Annotated in this window: 21 protein-coding genes; 15 read left to right on the forward strand and 6 right to left on the reverse strand. The window is 69.5% G+C overall.

What is annotated here, in order from left to right; all coding sequences use genetic code 11:
• The 3 genes from pyk to ACTOWL_RS15375 all read right to left on the reverse strand — a co-directional run bounded on the left by pyk (position 1) and on the right by ACTOWL_RS15375 (position 2,923).
• Entirely contained in the window at positions 1-1,440 is a 1,440-nt protein-coding gene (gene pyk, locus ACTOWL_RS15365) for a pyruvate kinase (RefSeq protein ID WP_441322118.1), read from the reverse strand.
• A gap of 206 nt (positions 1,441-1,646) precedes the next feature.
• Positions 1,647-2,036 carry an ACT domain-containing protein gene (locus tag ACTOWL_RS15370; protein WP_441322119.1) on the reverse strand — a complete coding sequence of 130 codons (390 nt, stop codon included), beginning with the start codon at positions 2,034-2,036 and terminating at the stop codon, positions 1,647-1,649.
• Between the two features lie 5 nt (positions 2,037-2,041).
• Positions 2,042-2,923, reverse strand: coding sequence for a DMT family transporter (locus ACTOWL_RS15375; RefSeq protein WP_441322120.1), 882 nt, complete (start codon positions 2,921-2,923; stop codon positions 2,042-2,044).
• A 141-nt stretch (positions 2,924-3,064) separates the two neighbouring features.
• On the opposite strand from ACTOWL_RS15375, the gene ACTOWL_RS15380 reads away from it, so the two are divergent.
• A complete protein-coding gene (locus ACTOWL_RS15380; protein ID WP_441322121.1) occupies positions 3,065-3,994 on the forward strand; it encodes a DUF6454 family protein in 930 nt (309 codons plus the stop codon).
• Between the two features lie 101 nt (positions 3,995-4,095).
• On the forward strand, positions 4,096-4,983 hold the full coding sequence (locus tag ACTOWL_RS15385) for an alpha/beta fold hydrolase (RefSeq protein ID WP_441322122.1): 888 nt from the start codon (positions 4,096-4,098) through the stop codon (positions 4,981-4,983).
• Between the two features lie 32 nt (positions 4,984-5,015).
• On the opposite strand, the gene ACTOWL_RS15390 is transcribed toward ACTOWL_RS15385, so the two are convergent.
• Positions 5,016-5,798: an SDR family NAD(P)-dependent oxidoreductase gene (locus ACTOWL_RS15390; RefSeq protein WP_441322123.1), complete on the reverse strand. Its 783-nt coding sequence runs from the start codon at positions 5,796-5,798 to the stop codon at positions 5,016-5,018.
• 119 nt (positions 5,799-5,917) lie between these two features.
• Here ACTOWL_RS15390 and ACTOWL_RS15395 point away from each other — a divergent pair, with 119 nt between their 5' ends.
• The 5 genes from ACTOWL_RS15395 to ACTOWL_RS15415 all read left to right on the forward strand — a co-directional run bounded on the left by ACTOWL_RS15395 (position 5,918) and on the right by ACTOWL_RS15415 (position 9,489).
• Positions 5,918-6,706, forward strand: a complete 789-nt coding sequence (locus ACTOWL_RS15395; RefSeq protein ID WP_441322124.1) for an N-formylglutamate amidohydrolase — start codon at positions 5,918-5,920, stop codon at positions 6,704-6,706.
• Positions 6,703-7,860, forward strand: a complete 1,158-nt coding sequence (locus ACTOWL_RS15400) for a carboxylate-amine ligase (protein ID WP_441322125.1) — start codon at positions 6,703-6,705, stop codon at positions 7,858-7,860. Before ACTOWL_RS15395 ends, ACTOWL_RS15400 begins: the two co-directional genes overlap by 4 nt.
• Before the next feature lie 24 nt (positions 7,861-7,884).
• Positions 7,885-8,202 (forward strand): DUF1244 domain-containing protein, encoded by a 318-nt coding sequence (locus ACTOWL_RS15405; protein ID WP_441322126.1) that lies wholly within the window; start codon positions 7,885-7,887, stop codon positions 8,200-8,202.
• Between the two features lie 315 nt (positions 8,203-8,517).
• Entirely contained in the window at positions 8,518-8,766 is a 249-nt protein-coding gene (locus tag ACTOWL_RS15410; protein WP_034834984.1) for a DUF2312 domain-containing protein, read from the forward strand.
• A 168-nt stretch (positions 8,767-8,934) separates the two neighbouring features.
• Positions 8,935-9,489 carry a GNAT family N-acetyltransferase gene (locus ACTOWL_RS15415; protein ID WP_441322127.1) on the forward strand — a complete coding sequence of 185 codons (555 nt, stop codon included), beginning with the start codon at positions 8,935-8,937 and terminating at the stop codon, positions 9,487-9,489.
• Positions 9,490-9,916: 427 nt separating this feature from the next.
• Here ACTOWL_RS15415 and ACTOWL_RS15420 read toward each other — a convergent pair whose 3' ends face one another.
• Entirely contained in the window at positions 9,917-10,567 is a 651-nt protein-coding gene (locus ACTOWL_RS15420; protein WP_441322128.1) for a GntR family transcriptional regulator, read from the reverse strand.
• Positions 10,568-10,770: 203 nt separating this feature from the next.
• Here ACTOWL_RS15420 and ACTOWL_RS15425 point away from each other — a divergent pair, with 203 nt between their 5' ends.
• From ACTOWL_RS15425 to ACTOWL_RS15460, 8 genes are all read left to right on the forward strand, one after another.
• A complete protein-coding gene (locus tag ACTOWL_RS15425; protein WP_441322129.1) occupies positions 10,771-12,093 on the forward strand; it encodes an ABC transporter substrate-binding protein in 1,323 nt (440 codons plus the stop codon).
• 64 nt (positions 12,094-12,157) lie between these two features.
• On the forward strand, positions 12,158-13,078 hold the full coding sequence (locus ACTOWL_RS15430; RefSeq protein ID WP_441322130.1) for a carbohydrate ABC transporter permease: 921 nt from the start codon (positions 12,158-12,160) through the stop codon (positions 13,076-13,078).
• Positions 13,078-13,932, forward strand: a complete 855-nt coding sequence (locus ACTOWL_RS15435) for a carbohydrate ABC transporter permease (protein ID WP_441322131.1) — start codon at positions 13,078-13,080, stop codon at positions 13,930-13,932. The genes ACTOWL_RS15430 and ACTOWL_RS15435 overlap by 1 nt, the downstream gene beginning before the upstream one ends.
• Before the next feature lie 70 nt (positions 13,933-14,002).
• The gene (locus ACTOWL_RS15440) at positions 14,003-15,049 is read left to right on the forward strand and encodes a mannonate dehydratase (protein ID WP_441322132.1); all 1,047 of its coding nucleotides are present in this window, start codon (positions 14,003-14,005) and stop codon (positions 15,047-15,049) included.
• Between the two features lie 163 nt (positions 15,050-15,212).
• The gene (locus ACTOWL_RS15445; protein ID WP_441322133.1) at positions 15,213-16,601 is read left to right on the forward strand and encodes an MFS transporter; all 1,389 of its coding nucleotides are present in this window, start codon (positions 15,213-15,215) and stop codon (positions 16,599-16,601) included.
• A 64-nt stretch (positions 16,602-16,665) separates the two neighbouring features.
• A complete protein-coding gene (locus ACTOWL_RS15450) occupies positions 16,666-16,938 on the forward strand; it encodes a CopG family ribbon-helix-helix protein (RefSeq protein ID WP_441322134.1) in 273 nt (90 codons plus the stop codon).
• Positions 16,935-17,243 (forward strand): type II toxin-antitoxin system RelE/ParE family toxin, encoded by a 309-nt coding sequence (locus ACTOWL_RS15455; RefSeq protein WP_441322135.1) that lies wholly within the window; start codon positions 16,935-16,937, stop codon positions 17,241-17,243. Before ACTOWL_RS15450 ends, ACTOWL_RS15455 begins: the two co-directional genes overlap by 4 nt.
• A gap of 69 nt (positions 17,244-17,312) precedes the next feature.
• Positions 17,313-17,951, forward strand: a complete 639-nt coding sequence (locus ACTOWL_RS15460; RefSeq protein ID WP_441322136.1) for a LysE family translocator — start codon at positions 17,313-17,315, stop codon at positions 17,949-17,951.
• 3 nt (positions 17,952-17,954) lie between these two features.
• Here the strand turns inward: ACTOWL_RS15460 and ACTOWL_RS15465 are convergent, their stop codons facing one another.
• Positions 17,955-18,926 carry a Bug family tripartite tricarboxylate transporter substrate binding protein gene (locus tag ACTOWL_RS15465; RefSeq protein ID WP_441322137.1) on the reverse strand — a complete coding sequence of 324 codons (972 nt, stop codon included), beginning with the start codon at positions 18,924-18,926 and terminating at the stop codon, positions 17,955-17,957.
• Between the last annotated feature and the right edge of the window lie 143 nt (positions 18,927-19,069).

Raw genomic sequence — 19,069 nt, forward strand, 5'->3', positions numbered from 1 at the left:
TCAATCCTCGATCCAGGCGATGCGCAGCACATTGGTGTTGCCGGGGGTGCCGAAGGGCACGCCGGCCGTGACCACGATGCGCTGCCCGACGCTGCCGAAGCCGTCATGCTTGGCCAAGCGGCAGGCCTTGCCGACCATCTCGGTGAAGTTGCTGACATCCTCGGTGTGCACCGCGTGCACGCCCCAGCACAGCCCCATGCGGCGGGCGGTCTGCAGGTTCGAGGTCAGGCACAGGATCGGCACCTCCGGCCGCTCGCGCGCCGCGCGCAACGTGGTCGAGCCCGAGGTGGTGTAGGTCGCGATCGCCACCGCGCCGATGGTGTGCGCCACCTGGCTCGCCGCGGCGCTGATGGCGTCGGCCGAGGTGTTCTCCGGGTCGTAATGCACCGCGTCGAGGATGGTGCGGTAGATCGGGTCCTTCTCCACCCGCCGGGCGATGCGGTCCATCATCGTCACCGCCTCGACCGGGAACTCGCCCGAGGCGGTCTCGGCTGACAGCATCACCGCATCGGCGCCGTCGAACACCGCGGTGGCGACGTCGGAGGCCTCGGCCCGGGTCGGGGTCGGGGACATGATCATGCTCTCCAGCATCTGGGTCGCCACGATCACCGGCTTGCCGGCCTGGCGCGAGGCGCGGATGATCTGCTTCTGCAGCGACGGCACGTCCTCGGCCGGCATCTCGACGCCCAGGTCGCCGCGGGCGACCATCACCGCGTCGGTCAGCTCGACCAGCTCGTCCAGGTGCTGGATCGCCGCCGGCTTCTCCAGCTTCACGATCACCTGGGCCCGGCCGGCGATCAGCTTGCGCGCCTCGGCGATATCCTCCGGCCGCTGCACGAAGGACAGCGCCACCCAGTCGACGTCGATGTCGAGGGCGAAGCGCAGGTCCTCGCGGTCCTTGTCGGTCAGCGGCGACAGCGGCAGCACCGCGTTCGGCACGTTGACGCCCTTGCGGTCGGACAGGCGCGAGCCGGCCTCGACCACGGTGTCGGCGAAGTCCGGGCCGCAATCGACGACCTTGAGGCGCACCTTGCCGTCGTCCAGCAGCAGGATCTGCTCGGGCTCGAGGACGGCGAAGATCTCCGGGTGCGGCAGGGTCACGCCGGTGGCATCGCCCGGGCGCGGCTGCAGCGACAGGCGGAAGCTCTGGCCTTCGGTCAGCTTGACCGGGCCATCGGCGAAGGTGCCGAGGCGCAGCTTCGGCCCCTGCAGGTCGGCCATCACCGCGATCGGATGGTCGAAGTCCCGCTCGACCTCGCGGATCAGGGCCAGCCGGGCGGCGTGGTCTTCCTGCTTGCCGTGGCTGAAGTTCAGGCGGAAGACGTCGACGCCCGCCTCGAACAGCTTGCGGATCGCCTCGGCCGAACTGGTGGCGGGGCCCAGCGTGGCGACGATCTTGGTCTGGCGCGTGCGGCGGAACGACGGGCGCTTCTTGGGCATGGCTGAACTCCCGGATCACGTGTCGGCGCAGGGCCCGGGCACGACGATCCCCCAGACCCGCCGCGCCGACGGGCGGGAAGAAATCACATCCGCGGCCCTTCGCCAACGTCGAATGTGCGCGGAGATTCGGATATTACGCGGACTTAATATTTCGTCGCGAGCCCGATTTGCGCGGAAATGCCCGGCTTCGGGGCCGGTGTTGCGGGTCAGACACGCACCGTGTTTTCCCGTTGCAGCACCGTCGTCGCGGCCTCCAGGTCGGCCGTCCGGACCAGCAGGTAGTCGGTGTCATAGGTCGAGATCGCGAAGATGCTGATGCCGGCTTCGGCCAAAGGCGTCGCGAGTCGGGCCAGGATGCCGGTCAGGGCGAAGTCGAGCGGGCCCTCGACCTTGAAGCCGCGCCAGCCGCGCTCGGCCTGCGCGTCCGCCGGCACCCGCGCCTCGGGGCACACCACCGACAGCTCGTCGCGGGTGCGGCTGACGGTGACGAAGGGATCGGACCAGTCGATCCAGCCGGGCAGCGCCGCTTCCGCCGGCAGCCGGGCCACCGCCAGCGTCTCCGGCAGCAGGCTCAGGGTGAGGCGGGGCTCGGCCATGGCGGTCACGCCTTCCGGGCCAGCAGGATGCCGGCCAGCACCAGGGCGCCGCCCAGCCCCTGGGCCGGGCCGAGCGGCTCGGCCAGGATGATCCAGGCCAAAGCCGCCGCGGCCACCGGCTGGATCAGCAGGGTGAGGGAGGAGAAGGCCGGCGGCAGCCAGGCCAGCGCATAGGTGATCAGGCTCTGCCCGGCGACCTGCGAGACCCAGGACAGGCCGATCAGCACGGCCCAGCCATAGAGCGTCGGCGGCAGCAGGGTTGGCTCCATCAGCAGCGCCAGCGGCAGCGTCGCCGCGGCGGCGACGGCGCTGGTCCACAGCATGATGGTGGCGACGGAGAAGCGGTCGCGCAGCCGGCCGACCGCCAGGATGTAGCCGCCATAGAATACGGCGGCCAGCGCGGCCAGGGCGTCGCCGGCCAGGGCGCCGTCGCCGAAGCCGCCGCCCTTCAGCACCACCACGCCGGCGATGGCCACGGCCAGGCCGGCGGCGAAGATCGGGCGGATCGGCGTGCGGAACAGGACGAAGGCGCCGAGGGTGACGAAGATCGGCGCCAGATTGGCCAGCAGCGTGGCGTTGGCGACCGAGGTGATGGCCAGCGCCCAGTGCCACGCCACCAGGTCGGCGGCGATGAACAGGCTGGGCAGGGCCAGGGCAGCGCAATCGGCCAGGCTCTGCGGCCGCGCCGCCTCGCCCCGTGCCCGCTCTGCCCGGTACCAGAGGAACAGGATCGGCAGCGCCAGGGCCACGCGCCAGACCGCCGTCGCGATCGGCCCCACCTCGGACAGGCGCACGAAGATCGGCGAGCTGCCGATCGCCAGCCCGCCCAGGATCAGGGCAGGCAGCGCCAGGCGCTGGGCGGGGGAGGCTAGGACGGCGTCGCTCATGATGGCCGAGAGCTTAGCGGCGGCATCCGGCCCTCCGCCATCTCTGCGCCCGCAGGGGAGACCGGCGCGCCGCGCGGGACCATCATCAAACCGTCACGGCGCCGCGGCAGGATGCGGCCGCCGCAATCGGGAGGATTCGCCATGCATTGCTTCGCCGCCCTGGCCGCCGGGGTCGTCCTGGCTGCCATCTCCACCACCGCCGTCGCAGCGGGGCCGGACGAACTGGCCCAGCGGATCGAGGGGCTGTCGCGCTCGACCCAGTGGCGGCTGGTCGAGACCATCCCGGTGCCGTTCGACACCTATCATCCCCAGGGCTTCGCCCGGGCCGGCGACGCCCTCTTCGCCTCCTCGGTCGAGATCACCGTGCCGACCAAGCGCTACCCCCAGCCGCAGGACGGCACGGACCGCGACGCCGGCCAGGGCGTCGGCCATCTGTTCAAGCTCGACGCCCAGGGCCGGCAGATCGGTCATGTCACGCTGGGCGAGGGCGCGATCTACCATCCCGGCGGCATCGACTATGACGGGCGCTGGCTGTGGGTGCCGGTCGCCGAATACCGACCGAACAGCCGGTCGATCCTGTACCGGGTCGACCCGCAGACGCTGGAGGCGGTCGCGGTCGGCCGCGTCGACGACCATATCGGCGGCCTGATGCACGACACCGACCACAACATGCTGCACGGCGTCAGCTGGGGCTCGCGCCGCTTCTACACCTGGCGCCTGGATGCGGAAGGCAAGATCGACGCCTCCACTCCGCCGGTGCGCACGCTGAACCCCGAGCACTATCTCGACTACCAGGACTGCGCCTATCTGCCGGTCGGCCGCGCCATCTGCACCGGCATCACCGAGTTCCGCCGCACGCCGGACGCACCGGTGTTCGGCTTGGGCGGGATCGAGATCGTCGACCTCGGCACCGGCCGGCCGACCTTCCAGGTGCCGGTGCTGCTGTGGACCGAGGACGGCACCGCCATGACCCGCAACCCGGTGCTGGTCGAGGCGACGCCGGCCGGCCTGCGCCTGACCGCGATGCCGGAGGACGGCCGGTCGCGGATCTTCGTCTACGAGACGCCCTGAACTTTTTTCAGGGCGGGATGTCGGAGCCGCCCCGACGGCGGCGTCCTTGGGCCATCGCATCATGGCGGATCGCACGCCGCCAGCCAGGGATGGAGCCCGACATGCTGAAGACGATCCTGACCGGTGTTCTCACGGCCGCGACTCTCGTCGCCGGGCCCGCCGCCGCCCAGACCCAGGCGGTCCGCAGCGGCCATGCCGAGGCCGGCGGCATCAGCTACTATTACGAGGTCCGCGGCCAGGGCGAACCGCTGCTGCTGCTGCATGGCGGGCTCGGCTCGATCGACATGTTCGCGCCGCTGCTGCCGGTGCTGACGGAGAAGCGCCAGGTCATCGCCGTCGACCTGCAGGGCCACGGCCGCACGCCGCTCGGCGACCGGCCGATCGACCTGGTGGCGATGGGCGCCGACATGGCCGCCATCCTGCGCCAGCTCGGCGTCGAGAAGGCCGATGTGCTGGGCTATTCGCTGGGCGGCGGCGTCGCCTTCCAGCTGGCGGTGCAGCATCCGGAACTGGTGCGCCGCCTGGCCCTGGTCTCGGCCGGCTATGCCCAGGACGGCTTCTATCCGGAGATGCTGCCGCAGCAGGCCGCGGTCGGCGCCGGCATGGCCGAGATGATGAAGGGCACGCCGATGTACACCTCCTATGTCGCGGTGGCGCCGAAGCCGGAGGACTTCCCGCGGCTGCTCGACGCCATGGGCGCGCTGATGAAGAAGCCCTACGACTTTTCGGCGGAGGTGCCGAAGCTGACCATGCCGGTGATGCTGGTCTTTGGCGACAGCGACATGTACCGGCCGGAGCATGTGGTGAAGTTCTACCAGCTGCTCGGCGGCGGGCTGCGCGATGCCGGCTGGCAGCGCGAGCACATGTCGCAGAACCGCCTGGCCATCCTGCCCGGCGTGACCCATTACGACATCTTCCTGTCGCCGCAGCTGCCGGCGACGGTGCTGCCCTTCCTGAACGGCGAGAGCAGCACCGCCGACTGGAAGTGACGGGCGACTGGGCCGGCCCGGCCGCGAAGTAGCTACGGCATCGACTGGCCGCCGTTGATCTCGACCATCTGGCCGGTGACGTAGCCGCTGGCGGCTTCGGAGGCGAGGTAGAGGAAGGCGGCGGCGCAGTCCTCGGACGCGCCCAGCCGGTTCATCGGGATCGTCGCCTGCATCGCCGCCAGCTGCTCCGGGGTCGAGAAGCGCTCGTGGAACGGGGTGGTGATGACGCCGGGCGAGACGGCGTTGACCCGGATCCCGTCCTTCACCAGCTCCTTGGCCCAGCCGCGGGTGGCGACGGCGACGAAGCCCTTCGCGGCAGCGTAGATCACCGAGCCGGGGCCGCCGCCGCTGCGCGCGGCGATCGAGCTGAGATTGATGATCGCCCCGCCGCCGCCCTGCCGCCGCATCTGGGCCGAGCCCTCGCGCATGAAGCGGATGACATGGCGGACATTGACGTCCAGCACCGCATCGACGAAGTCGTCGGTGTACTCGGCGATCGGGGTGCGCCTGACCAGCGCGCCGGCATTGTTGATCAGCACGTCCAGCCGGCCGAAGGCGGCCACGGTCTGCTCGACCAGGGCCTGCGCCGTCTCGGGCCTGGTGACGTCACCTGGCGCGAGGATCGCCTCGCCGCCGGCGGCCTTGATGTCGGCGACCACCGCCTCGGCGGCCGCGCGGCTGGAGTTGTAGTTCACCGCCACCCTGGCCTTGTTCTGGCCGAAGGCGCGGGCCGCGGCGGCACCGATGCCGGTGCTGGCGCCGGTGATCAAGACGGCCTTGCCGGCGAGATCCGGGAAGACGGGGAGGGTGGTCATCGGCTTACCTCGAATGGCGTTGATAGGTCCTATGATGTCCGACAATTCGCCGCCGCGCACCCTGGCGTTGCGTCGCGCCGCTCTCCACAGCCCCACGGCGCCCTGCTAGGCTGCCCGGGATGACGCTCCTCGGACCCGACGACCCGCCGCCCTTCGAGCTGGTGAACCCCGACGGCAAGGCCTGCGCCCTGCTGGTCGCCGACCATGCCGGCCGGGCCTTCCCGCAGTCCCTCGGCACGCTCGGCCTGGGGCCGGAGGCGCTCGACCGCCATGTCGCCTACGACATCGGCATCGAGGCCTTCTCCCGCCGCCTGGCCGAGCGGCTCGACGCGCCGCTGCTGCTGCACCGCTATTCGCGGCTGATCCTCGACCCGAACCGGCAGCTGGACGACCCGACCTCGATCTGCGCCATCAGCGACGGCGTGATCGTGCCCGGCAACGCCAAGCTGACCCGGGCGGACGAGGCGGCGCGGGCCGATGCCTTCTTCCATCCCTATCACGACGCGATCGCCGAACAGCTGGACCGGATCGCGGCGCGCTGCCCGGCGCCGGCGCTGCTGTCGCTGCACAGCTTCACGCCCGTCATGCGCGGCTTCGCCCGGCCCTGGCAGGTCGGGGTGCTGTGGCGCGACGACGGCCGCATCCCGCTGCCGCTGATGGAGGCGCTGCGCCGCGACCCGGCGGTCACGGTCGGCGACAACCAGCCCTATTCCGGCCGCAACGCGCATGGCTACACCATCCACAGCCACGCCGAGCCGCGCGGCCTGCCGCATGTGCTGATCGAGATGCGGCAGGATTTGATCGCGGCCGATGCGGCGGCCGAGGCCTGGGCCGACCGGATGGCCGACATCTTCGCCCCGATCCTGGCCGACCCGGCCCTGTACGAACCCTTGCAGGCAGTGGCATGACCGAACCGGCCCTGACCCTCGGCATCGAGGAAGAGTACCTGCTGGTCGACCCGGTCAGCCGCGACCTGGTGCCCGACCCGCCGCCGGAGCTGGTCGAGGCGCTGGAGAACCGGCACGAGGGCGCCGTCGCCCGCGAGTTCTTCCGCTGCCAGGTCGAGGTCGGCACGCCGGTCTGCCGCAGCATCGCCGAGGCCCGGACCGAGCTGACCCGGCTGCGCCGGTCGGTGGTGGAGGAGGCGGAGCGGCACGGCCTGGCGCTGATCGCGGCCTCGACCCACCCCTTCGGCACCTGGCGGCCGCAGAAGCACACCGACCGCAGCCGCTACGACCAGCTGGCGCGCGACCTCGGCGTGCCGGTGCGGCGCCTGCTGATCTGCGGCACCCATGTCCATGCCGGGATCGAGGACCCGAACCTGCGCATCGACCTGATGCGGCAGATCCGCTACTTCCTGCCGCATCTGTTGTCGCTGACCACCTCCTCGCCGTTCTGGCAGGGCACCGACACCAAGCTGAAATCCTACCGCCTGGCCGTGTTCTCCGAGCTGCCGCGCACCGGCATGCCGGAGGAGTTCCAGAGCTATGGCGAATACGAGGCGGCGCTGGCGGCGCTGGTCCAGGCCGGGGTGATCGAGGACGGCAGCAAGATCTGGTGGGACATCCGCCCCTCCGCCCGCTTCCCGACGCTGGAGATGCGGGTCACCGACGTCTGCACCCGGGTCGAGGACGGGCTGGCCGTCGCCGCGCTGTACCAGTGCCTGCTGCGCATGCTGTGGCGCCTGCGGGCCCAGAACATCGCCTGGCGCCGCTACCGCAGCGTGCTGATCGAGGAGAACCGCTGGCGCGCCATGCGCTACGGCTTCGAGGAAGGGCTGATCGACTGGGGCAAGGGCAAGCTGGTGCCCTATGCCGAGCTGCTGGAGGAGGTGCTGGCGATGGTGGCGGAGGACGCGGCGGCGCTGGGCTGCGAGGCCGAGATCGCCCATGCGCGCCAGATTCTCGCTCGCGGCACCTCGGCCCACCGCCAGCTCGCCGCCTATTACGAGGCCCTGGCCCAGGGCGCCGACGAGGCCGAGGCGCTGCGCCGGGTGGTCGACTGGCTGATCCTGGAGACCAAGGAGGGGCTGCAGCCCGCCTCCGCCAACCCCACATCCTGACTTCCGGAACCCGTGGACACCGCCATGACCGAGCCCCCCAAGACCGAGATGGACGCCAAGACCCGCACCGAGCTGGAAGCCGCCGCCTTCCGCACCCTGGTCGAGCATCTGCGCCAGCGCACCGACGTGCAGAACATCGACCTGATGAACTTGGCCGGATTCTGCCGCAACTGCCTGTCGCGCTGGTACCGCGAGGCCGCGGAGCAGCGCGGCATCCCGCTGCCGGACGCCGAGGCGCGCGAGGTCGTCTATGGCGAGCCGTATGACAGCTGGAAGGCCAAGCACCAGAAGGACGCCTCGGCCGGCCAGAAGCAGGGATTCGAGGCCGCGAACAAGCACTGAGAGTCGTTTCCTTTTGCCTCTCCCGTTTACGGGAGAGGTCGGAGGCGCGAAGCGGCTCCGGGTGAGGGGAGTTCGTCGAGGCCGGGACCAGCCCTCACCCGGTCGTCCTGCGGACGCCCGACCTCTCCCGCCAGGCGGGAGAGGCAACACGAGACCACCTCGGGGCGATTGGCCGGGGCCCCGAATCGGAGTGGCCGAGCCCACCCGCCGCCGGCCGGACTCCCGCGCCGGCGCTGGGCTGGGACAGCCCGCTTGCCGGCCCGGCCCGGCCGCTTTATGGTCCCGCGCCCTGAAAGACCCTGTTGAGGACCAGCCATGTCGGATGTCGGTGGTATCGCCGCGGATCGCCTGAAGTCGTTCATCGAGCGCATCGAGAGGCTCGAGGAGGAAAAGGCGGGAATCGCGGGCGACATCAAGGATGTCTATGCCGAAGCCAAGGGCACCGGCTTCGACGCCAAGATCATCCGCCAGATCATCCGCCTGCGGAAGATGGAGCAGGACGACCGCCGCGAGCAGGAGGAGCTGCTCGATCTCTATAAGCAGGCCCTCGGCATGCTCGAGTAGAGACCGCCCCGAAACTCTACTCCGGCGGCCATCTGACGCGGTTTTCTGCGCTTCCGGTGCTCACGGACTTTAACGTCCGCTGCGCGCCGGTTCTCGAAAACCACGCCAGCTGACTCGCCAGAGCGAGTTTCAGGACGGTCTCTGGGCAGGCGATCGGAGCGACGGATCATGCGACTCGAGACGCCCCGGCTGCTGCTGCGCCCCTGGGAGGATCGCGACCGGGCGGATTTCGCCGCGATCAACGCCGATCCGGAGGTCCGCCGCTACTACCACCCGAGCGTGCTGACGCCGGCCGAGACCGACGTCCTGATCGACGAGGCGGCGGCCGGGCTGGCGGAGGACGGCTTCGGCTTCGTCGCGGTCGAGCGCAAGGCCGACGGCGCGCTGGTCGGCGGCGGCGGGCTGTCGCGCCCGGGCCCCGAGGTGCCGGGCGGCCATCCGGCCGAGATCGGCTGGATCCTCGGCCGCGCCTTCTGGCGCCAGGGCCATGCCACCGAGATCGGCCGGGCCTGCCTCGACGCCGCCTGGGCCCGCTTCGGCCTGCCGGCGGTGATCGGCTACACCTCGGCGATCAACACCCCGTCGCGCCGCGTCCTGGAGCGCCTGGGCCTGGCCCATGTCGCCGGCGCCGATTTCGAGGACGTCACCGTCCCGCCCGGCGACCCGCTGCGGCCGCATGTGCTGTACCGGATCGCCCGGCCTCCGGCGACGATCGGCCCGTGACGCTGCCGGCCGCGCTCCTCGGCGCGCGTGCCAGCATCAGGTTGGAACCCGCCCAGATGCACAGGCAGATCATCGTGGCAGCCGGCAGGATCGACCGATCCAGCGCAACGGCCGTGGCATGCTCCCGAAATTGTCCGCAATCGCGCCGAGCGTCAGCAGCATCGTCGGCGCACGGCTCAGCACGACCGAGAGGGGGCTGCCGAGTCGCCGGGGGCCTTCCGACAGCGCACTGAGCGGATCCCACTCTTGCCGTGCTGCCTGTCGGATAGGCTTCAAGCCGAGGGAATCGCGCTACGGCCGTAGCCGACCTTGTCTCAGCTTGCGGCGGCATCGGTATCGGTCGCGGCCGACGTCCGTCCGCACGGTCCCCGAGCCTGCGGGAGGCTCCGGAGCGTCCGCCATCCGGTCGGGGACGGTCTCGGACGCATCAATGCGTCAGCGTGCGGTGGATCACCCCTTGCATGTGACGCTGCAACGCCTCGACCGCGCCCGACGCATCCCGCCGCGACAACGCGTCGATGATATCCATATGCTCCTGCAGCGCCTTGACCGTGCTGCTGGTGTTCACGGAATCCAGGTTGACCAGATAGATCAGATACATTTTCTGCGATAGCCGCTGATAGTTCGCCGTGATCTGCTCATTGTCGAAGGCTGCAATGAAGCTGTCATGGAACGCCTGTTCCAGGGATCTCATCGGCTTGGCGAAGATGCGATGGTCGGCGACTTGGCGGACATAGTCGATCATTTCGCGATGACCGCCGGTGGTGGACTGGATCCACTCATCGGTGACCACATCCGTAAAGCGGCGCAGGCCCTCGGCCTCCAGCAATTCGCGGAACTGGAAAGTGCTGCCGACGAATTTGACGTCGGGATAGAAGATCGTGACACCCAGGCGCTTGCGGATCTGCACCAGGCCCTCGGCCTCGAGCAGCGTCATCGACTCGCGCAGCGGCGACAGCGACAGCTTCAGGATATCGCAGAGCTCTTCCTGCCTCAGCGTCTGGCCGAGCTTCAGCCGGCCTTCGATGAGCGCATCGACGAAGGCGATGAAGCCCGGATTGTTGATGCCGCCGTCCACTATCCCTCTCCCGCCCAGCATCCGCTTCCCAACGCCGCCGTTCCGCGAACGCCCCCGATTTCACGTCGCGCTCGATACGCCGTTGACAGCGGAACGTGCCTTCATATAGCTATTATATAGTTATATCAAAAACAAATATATTTTATCGATGAACAAATGTCGGAAGGCGGCGACCGACCCGCCGGTCGGCAAGGAGGAGACGCATGACGACCAAAGACATCGTGCCGACGGGCGGCTGGACCCGGAGAGGGGTGCTGGCCGCGGGCACTGCGGCCATCCTGCTGGGCGACCGCCTGGCCGCACCGGCGATCGCCCAGACCGCCAAGCTCGGCGGCAAGCTGACCTACTGGGGCGGGCTGATCTTCTCCGACCCCGCCAACGCCTTGCTGGTGGACACGGTCGGGCGCTGGGGCGAGGAGAACGGCGTCGAGACCGAAGTCGTGATGATCAATCAGAACGAGACGGTCCGGAGGGTCTCCGCCGCTGTCGCCTCGCAGACGATGCCGGACTTGCTGGACCTGAGCCTCGATCTGCTCCTGCCACTGTCGATCCAGGGCCTCTTCGCCGGCGTGGACGATCTTTACGACCAGATCGGCAATGCCCAGGGCGGCTGGTACGACGGCGTCGATCGGGCGTCGAGGACGGCTGGCGGTCGCACCGGCATTCCCTTCGGGGTCAGCGGCAATCTGCTCCTGCGCCGCAAGGACCTGCTGGAGCCAGCCGGATTCAAGGATCCCCCCGCGAGCTGGGACGAACTCGTGGCCCAGGCGGCGGCGGTGACCGGCAGCGGCGTCTACGGGCTCGGGCTCGCCCTGTCCAATGTCGGCGACGGCAATGTGCAGATCAACGTGATGCAGTCCTTCGGCGGGCGGATCGCCGCCGATGACGGCAAGACGGTCACGATCCGGTCGGATGCGACGCGGACGTATCTGCAATGGCTGAAGGGCACGTGGGAGAAGAAGGTCTTCGCGCCCGGCAATGCGACCTGGGACGGCGCGGGCGACAACCAGGCCTATCTCTCCGGCCAGGCCGCCTTCATCGCCAACACCGGTTCGGTCGGCATCGCCGCGCGGTCGCAGGATCCCGAGCTGTACGAGGCGACGGCCTTCTCGCCCTTGCCGGCCGGGCCGAAGGGGACGATCTCGCCGATCCAGCCGCAGCTGCGCTCGATCCCGAAGACGAGCCCGAACCAGGATGCCGCGCGGGCGCTGATCCTGCATCTGTCGAGGCCGGAATTCCTGAACGAATACTACAAGCTGGCGATCTACGGTCCCGTGCTCGTGACGCAGAGGGCGCTGGACGCCTTCACCTCGGACGACCCCATCCTGGCGGCCCTGCTCGGCCTCGCCGAAACCGGCACCGCGCCGGCCTATCCGGACGTCTACAACGCGGCCTATGGCGAGCTGCTGAACAACTACATCGTCCCGAAGATGGCGCAGCGCGTCGTCATCGACGGCTGGGACTTCGACCGGGCGATGGACGAGGCCCAAGCCCAGGCCCAGGCAATCTACGACAAGTACAGATAGCCCGTCGCTTCGACCTCGCGCGGCGGCCGGGCCGCCGCAGCCTCGCAAACCGATGGACTCCGCCATGTCGCCCATCTCGATCGACGACCCCGCCGCCGGGAGGCGGCGAAGGATCCGCGGGCATCTGCGTGCGAATGTCTTCGCCTATGTCCTGGTGGCGCCGGCCGTCGCCCTCATCCTCGGCCTCGTCGCCTATCCCTTCCTCTACGCGATCTATGTCGCCTTCACCAACCGTGTGGTCGGCAATGACGGCGAATGGGTCGGACTGGCCAATTTCCGCTATCTGGCCGGGACGGCGATCTTCGCTTCGGCGATCCGCAACACCGTGCTCATCGTCGTGGTGACCGGTCTCCTGAAGCTGGGGCTCGGCCTCGGCCTGGCGTTGCTCGTCACCCAGCACATCCCCGGCCGCGGCGTCTTCCGGGCCTTCCTCATGCTGCCCTGGGCCATGCCCGCCTTCGTCGCCTTTCTGACGTGGCGCGTGCTCTACCAGCCGATCGGCGGCGGCATCAACCTGATCCTGACCGGGACCGGTCTCTATCCCGATGTGGTCGACTGGCTCGGCCAGAGATCGACCGCCATGCCCGCCGTCATCATCGCCTCGGTCTGGCGCGGCTTTCCCTTCTGGTTCGTCAGCATCCTGGCGGCGCTGCAATCCATCCCGAAGGATCTCTACGACGCGGCGCGCGTCGACGGGGCCAATGCCCTGCAGCGCTTCTTCGCCGTCACGCTGCCGGGCATCCGCCAGGTGCTGATCATCACCGCGCTGCTGTCCTCGATCTGGACGGCGAATGCGTTCGAACATGTCTGGCTGCTGACCCAGGGCGGACCCTCGGACGCGACGATGGTGTTCCCGGTGCTGGCCTATTTCGGCATGCAGACGCAGCGCATCGGCGAGGCCGCCGCCGTGTCCGTGGCCATGCTGCCGGTCCTCGCGATCCTGGTCATCGCCGCCACCGTCTTCATGCAGAAGGATGAGGACTGATGGCTGCCATTGTGTTCCGAACCTCCCGTTCGCGCCGCCGCCTGGGGCTCGTGCTCTCCATCGCCACCCTGACCATCGCCGTCCTTCTGGTCCTGTTCCCGATCTACTGGATGGCGATCACCTCGCTGAAGCTGCCGCGCGAGATCTACCGGATGCCCTCGCTCTGGCTGCAGAACGTCACGCTGATCAACTACCAGACCCTGCTGGAGCAGAAGGGCTTCCTGGTCGCGATCCGGAACAGCCTCCTCGTCTCGGCGACGGTGACGATCATCTCCGTGCTGATCTCCTCCTTGGCCGCCTATTCCATGGTGCGGTTCCGCTATCGCTTCCGCGGCCTCATCGGCAAGCTCATCCTGTTCGCCTATCTGACGCCGACCTCGCTGCTCTTCATTCCGCTCTCGATCCTGCTGGCGCGGCTCGGTCTCGGCAATTCGCTGACGGGCCTCATCCTCGTCTACCTGACCTTCTCGCTGCCGCTCAGCACATGGCTGCTGCGGGGCTATTTCCGCGGGGTGCCGCGCGAATTGGAGGAGCAGGGACAGATCGACGGGCTCAGCCGTCTCGGCGTGCTCATCCGCATCGTGCTGCCGCTGTCCGCCCCCGGGCTCGCCGCGGTCTCGATCTTCACCTTCACCGGGGCGTGGAACGAATTGCTGCTGGCGATGGTGCTGATCACCTCGGAATCCCGGCGCACCGCGCCGCTGGCCCTCAACTATCTCATCACCAGCGACACGCTGCCCTGGGGGCCGCTGATGGCCGGCGCCGTGCTGTCCTCGGTGCCGCTGATGATCCTCTACTTCATCGCCCAGCGCTTCATGGTGCAGGGGCTGACCACCGGATCGGTCAAGGGGTGACATCCGCCGACCGTCCCGCCGATCCGCGGCCCTGCCGCCATGGATCTTCATTGCCAGAGGGAGAATGGATATGAGCATCCGGATCGCCGTCGGGCAGTTCAACGAACTGACCGACGAGAAACTGCGCTTTGCCGCCCAGATCGGGGCGTCCGGCATTCAGATGAACACGCCGATCCTGCCCGGCGAGGAGCGTTGGGAAGAGGCCGATCTGCGCCGGCTCGTGGAAAAGACGGAGGCTGCCGGCCTTGCGCTCGAGGCGATCGAGAACGTGCCGGTGCATTTCTACCACAAGGCCATGCTGGGCCAGCCGGGCCGCGACGAGCAGATCGAGAACTACTGCCGGACGATCCGCGCCGTCGGCCGTGCCGGCATCCCGATCCTCGGCTATCACTTCATGCCGAATTCGGTGTGGCGGACCGATCGCGCGGCGCTCGGCCGCGGCGGCGCCGGCAACACGCGCTTCGACCAGGCCGTCGTGGATTCATTCGAGAATGTCGAGGATCTGCGGCAGTTTCTCCCGACTGCGCTCGGCCATCGCACCGCCATGCCGCTGATCGGCAAGGGCGAAGCCGTCATCACCGAAGAGCAGATGTGGGACAACTACGCCTATTTCATCCGCGCCGTGCTGCCGGTGGCGGAGGAGGAGGGCGTCAAGCTCGCGCTTCACCCGGACGACCCGCCGGTGCCGATGCTGGGCGGCGTCGCGCGGCTCTTCTACAAGCCGGAAAACTTCTTCCGCGCCTACGAACTCAGCGAGGGCAGCCCGGTCTGGGGGCTCGACCTTTGTCTCGGTTGCTGCTCGGAGATGATCGGCGACAAGAAAAACGTCCAGGAGATGATCGAGTTCTTTGGGCCGAGGGGACGTATCTTCTACGTGCACTTCCGGGACGTGCAGGGGGCAGTGCCGAACTTCATCGAATGCTTCATCGGCGAGGGCAATTTCGACCCGGCCGACGTGATGGTGATGCTGCACAAGAACGGCTTCGACGGTTTCCTGCTGGACGACCACGTTCCGCAGATGGACGGGGACACGCCCTGGAACCATCGCGGGCGCGCCCATGCCATCGGCTATATGCAGGGCCTGATCCGGATGGCGCAGCATCTGAAGGCCGCCTGACGGCCAGGACCGATGCCCCGACGGGCAGGGCCGCCGCATGGCGGCCCTTGACCCGAGACGCCGCCGATGTCGGATTCGCACTGTCGCGATCAAATTTTCAAAGAAATTGCTTTTGAAATTAGCGAAAGATATAACAAGAAAAGTCTTGCAAAAAGGACGGGTCATGGAGGAAACGATCGACGGCCGGTGGGGCGAGCTGCTGACCCGGCGCTATGCCGCGACCGTCGCCACGCTGTGCCTGGGCGTGGCGCTGTACGCGCTCAACGCCTTCCTGGTCTCGACCTCGCTGCCCACCGCGGTGGTCGAGCTCGGCGGCGTCGGGCTGATCAGCTGGGCCTTCACCGTCTTCCTCGTCGCCGCCATCGTCGGCGGCGCCGCTTCGGCGATGCTGAAGCAGCGCCTGGGCACCCGCCCGGCGCTGCTGCTGGCGGCGCTCGCCTTCCTGGCCGGCACGCTGGTCTGCGGCTTCGCCACATCGATGCCGATGGTGCTGGTCGGCCGCCTGTTCCAGGGCGCGGGGGAGGGGGTGATCGCCGCGATCTGCTACGCGCTGATCCCGGAGATGTTCCCGTCGCGGCTGATCCCCAAGGTGTTCGGGGCCGAGGCGATCGTCTGGGCCGCCGCGGCCTTCGGCGGGCCGCTGCTGTCCGGCGTGCTGACCGAGACCGTGTCCTGGCGCGCCGCCTTCCTGGTCAATGTGCCGCTGATCGCGATCTTCGCCCTGCTGGTCGGCATCGTCGTGCCGGCCGAGCGCAGCCGGAGCGGCGGCACGGTGCCGGTGCTGCGCCTGCTCGGCTGCGCTGCCGGCATCATGCTGGTCTCGGTCGCCGGCATCGTGCCGCAGAGCTGGCAGGCGGCGCTGTGCGTCGCGGCTGCGATGCTGGTGCTGGCGGCGGTGGTGCTGGCCGACCGGCGCAGCCGCGACCGGCTGTTCCCGTCCGACGCCTTCACCTTCCGCTCGACCGTCGGCGCCGGGCTGTGGGTGGTGCTGCTGATGCCGGTGGCCCAGGCCGCGACCACGGTCTATCTCGTCATCACCATCCAGCATCTCTGGGGCTACGGCCCGACCATGGCCGGCTATGTCAGCGCCCTGATGGCGCTGGCCTGGAGCGGCTCGGCCGTGCTGGTCGCCGGCATCGTCCGGCCGGAGGCGCAGCGCCGGCTGATCCGGATCGGGCCGTTCCTGCTGGCGCTCGGCCTGCTCGGGGTGATGGCGGCGCTGGCGACGGGGCGGCCCTGGCTCTTGATGCTGTGCCAGGTGCTGATCGGCGCCGGCTTCGGCATCTCCTGGGCCTTCCTCAGCCAGGCGGTGATGGAGGCGGCGCGGCCGGGCGAGCGCGATTCCGCCTCGGCCCTGCTGCCGACGCTGCAATCCGGCGGCTATGCCGTCGGCGCCGCGATGGCGGGGCTGATCGCCAACGAGGCCGGCATGGCCGCGGCGCTGACTCCGGCGGCGATCGTCCATGCCGCCACCTGGGTGTTCGGCATCGCCGCGCTGCTCGGGACGCTGGGGTTCCTCGCCAGCTTCGGGGTGCGACCTGGGGGGCGGTGAGGCGGGCTTCGGTACGGAGCGTCTCCTGTGTTAGGATGTACACAATCGCACACGGGAGCGGATGATGGCCGAGAGCACCACCATGACCATCCGGCTCGACCCCGAGGTCAAGGAGAAGCTGGGCCGGATCGCCCGGGACACCCGTCGCAGCCGGTCGTTCCTGGCGGCGGAGGCCGTCGCGGCCTTCGTCGATCGCGAGTTGGAGATCATCGAAGGCATCCAGCGCGGCCTCGCCGATATGGAGGCCGGCCGGGTCGTGCCGCATGAGCAGGTCGTGGCGGAGGGCCGCGCCATCATCGACGCCGCAAAGGCGGCGAAGAAGGCCGGGCGCGGGTGAGGACTGTCGTCTGGTCGGACGCCGCCCGGCGCGACTATCTCGACATCATCCGATACATCTCCGAGGACGATCCCTTCGCCGCGGATTCGGTCGCGGAGCGGCTGGATGCGGCTGCGCTGCGGCTGGGTCGAATGCCGACCGGCCGCCGGGGGCGCATTGTCGGGACCTATGAGAAGGTCGTGACGGGATTGCCCTACATCATCGCCTACGCCATCGGCCCGTCCCCGGCGGGCGGCGAGGCGGTGACCATCCTGCATGTCATCCACGGTGCGCGGGACTGGCCGGCCGGGCGCTGGCCGACGTAGTGGCCGACTCGACTCCCCCCGGGCCGCGCCGCTACCGTTGCTGCAGAGACGAGCAAGCGGGAGGCGGCGATGCTGGCGAGTTCGGTCCTGGCGTTTCTCGGGGTGTCGGCGCTGGTCATCGTCACGCCCGGGCCCGACACCGCGGTGACCGTGCGCAACGCCCTGCTCGGCGGCCGCGCCGGCGGCATCTGCACCGCCCTCGGCGTCGCGGTCGGCCAGGCGGTCTGGGCCTTCGCCACCAGCCTCGGCATCGTCGCCCTGCTGGTGGCGTCGGAGCCGCTGTTCCTGGCGGTGAAGTACGCCGGCGCCGCCTATCTGGTCTGGCTCGGCCTGCACGCGCTGCGGGCGGCATGGCGGCCGGGCGAAAGCGGGGAGGGCGCCACCGCCGCCCGGCCGGCCCGGCGCCTCGGCCGCGGCGCGGCGTTCCGCCAGGGGCTGGTCAGCGACCTCGGCAACCCGAAGATGGCGGTGTTCTTCGCCAGCCTGCTGCCGCAATTCGTGCCGGCGGGCCAGCCGGCCTTCACCGCCTTCCTCGCCCTCGGCCTGGTGTTCAGCCTGATGACCTTCGCCTGGCTCGCCGCCTATGCCGTCGCCGTGGCCAAGGCCGGCGACGTGCTGCGCCGGCCGCGCATCCGCCGCGCCATCGAGGGCGTCACCGGCGCCCTGCTGGTCGGGCTCGGCCTGCGCATCGCCGCCGAGCAGCGGTAGCCGCTACTGCGCGGTGGCGCCGGAGGCCTCGACGATCGGCTTGTACTTCGCCTTCTCGGTCTTGATGTAGGCGGTGAACTCCTCGGCGGTGCTGCCGATCGGCCTGGCGCCCAGCGGCTCGATCCGCGCCCGGATCTCGGGCAGGCGCATGATCCGCTGCACCTCGGCGCTGAGCGTCTCGACGATGGCGGGCGGCGTGCCGGCCGGCGCCATGAGGCCCTGCCAGGAGGTGATGTCGAAGCCGGGGAAGAACTCGGCCATCGCCGGCACGTCCGGCAGGGTCGGCGTGCGCTCCAGCCCGGTCACCGCCAGCGGGCGCACGGTGCCGGCGCGGGCGTGCTCCATCGCCGTCGGGATGTTGTCGAAGATCATGTCGACATGGCCGGCGACGACGTCGCCCAGCGCCTGGGCGCTGCCCTTGTAGGGCACATGGGTCATGTGCGAGCCGACATGGATCTCGAACGCCGCGGCGGCGAGGTGGATCGAGGTGCCGAAGCCGGAGGAGGCGTAGCTGTGGCCGTCCGGCTCGGCCTTCAGGAGCGCGATCAGCTCCGGCACCGATTTCGCCGGGAAGGACGGGTTGACCACCAGCAGGTTCGGCAGCGTCGCGGCCAGCGAGATCGGCGCGAAATCGGTCTCGGCGTCGTAGCCCAGGTCCTTGAACACCCACGGGTTGATGGCATGGGTGCCGACCGTGCCCATGCCCAGCGTGTAGCCGTCCGGCTCGGCCCGGGCCAGCTGCTCGGTGCCGATGCCGCCGCCGGCGCCCGGCTTGTTCTCGACAACGAAGGGTTGGCCGAAGGTCTTGCTCATCTCGTCGGCCAGCAGGCGGCCGAACAGGTCGGTGTTCCCGCCCGGGGCGAAGGGCACGATGATGACGACCGGCTTGGCCGGCCAGGCGTTCTGGGCGGAGGCCCCGCCGACGGACAGGAGCGCGGCCAGGCAGGCGCACAGCGCCAGGGCTGTCTTGGACATGGTTCCCCCTTCGTTGATGGCGGCCTCTGGTCCGCTTCCAGTCCTACTATGCCAAAGCCGGCCCGTCCTGGCACGCGCGGGACGCTGCCGCCACAGGGTGTCGCAATCGCGCCGCGGTGTCGCCTTCCGGACAGTTCCGGTCG

It is taken from the genome of Inquilinus sp. CA228, assembly GCF_052078665.1.
GTDB lineage: Bacteria > Pseudomonadota > Alphaproteobacteria > DSM-16000 > Inquilinaceae > Inquilinus.